This window comes from Autumnicola lenta (genome assembly GCF_031846515.1).
Classification (GTDB): Bacteria; Bacteroidota; Bacteroidia; order Flavobacteriales; family Flavobacteriaceae; genus Autumnicola; species Autumnicola lenta.
Genome location: NZ_JAVRHO010000083.1, coordinates 1 through 493, shown reverse-complemented (window position 1 = coordinate 493; position 493 = coordinate 1). Strand labels below are relative to the sequence as shown.

General features: G+C 35.7%; 1 protein-coding gene. It reads left to right on the top strand.

Annotated elements, in window-relative coordinates; translation table 11 throughout:
* The coding region (locus tag RM545_RS17525) for a class I SAM-dependent methyltransferase (protein ID WP_311496578.1) at nt 1-395 on the top strand (395 nt) is incomplete at its 5' end.
* Between the last annotated feature and the right edge of the window lie 98 nt (nt 396-493).

The window sequence follows — 493 nt, the reverse complement described above, 5'->3', positions numbered from 1 at the left end:
AAGGGCTGGATTTTGGTGCAGGAACAGGTCCTGTTATTTCAAAAATGCTTCAGGATAAAGATTTCAAAATTGCTCCTTACGATCCATTCTTTCAGGATAATCAGGAACTACTTCAGCATAAATACAACTTTATTGCCTGTTGCGAAGTGATGGAACATTTTCATTTTCCGCGGAAGGAATTCCGCAGACTCAAACAATTGCTGCTTCCGGGAGGAAAACTTTATTGTATGACACATGTTTATACTCCTGAAATTGAATTTGAAAACTGGTATTACAAAAATGATCGCACACATGTATTTATATATCAGGAAGAGACGCTGAAGTACATTAAGGAAGAATTCGGTTTTTCAGATTTTTATGTAAAAGAGCGGCTTATTGTGTTTTCCATTGCCTGATATTCTACGATTTTCCTGCAAGGTTTTTAAAACCTGTGTGTAAGTCAAGTGATCTTATAAAGTTTAGGAGGAAAAAAGGATAATTGCAATACACGATA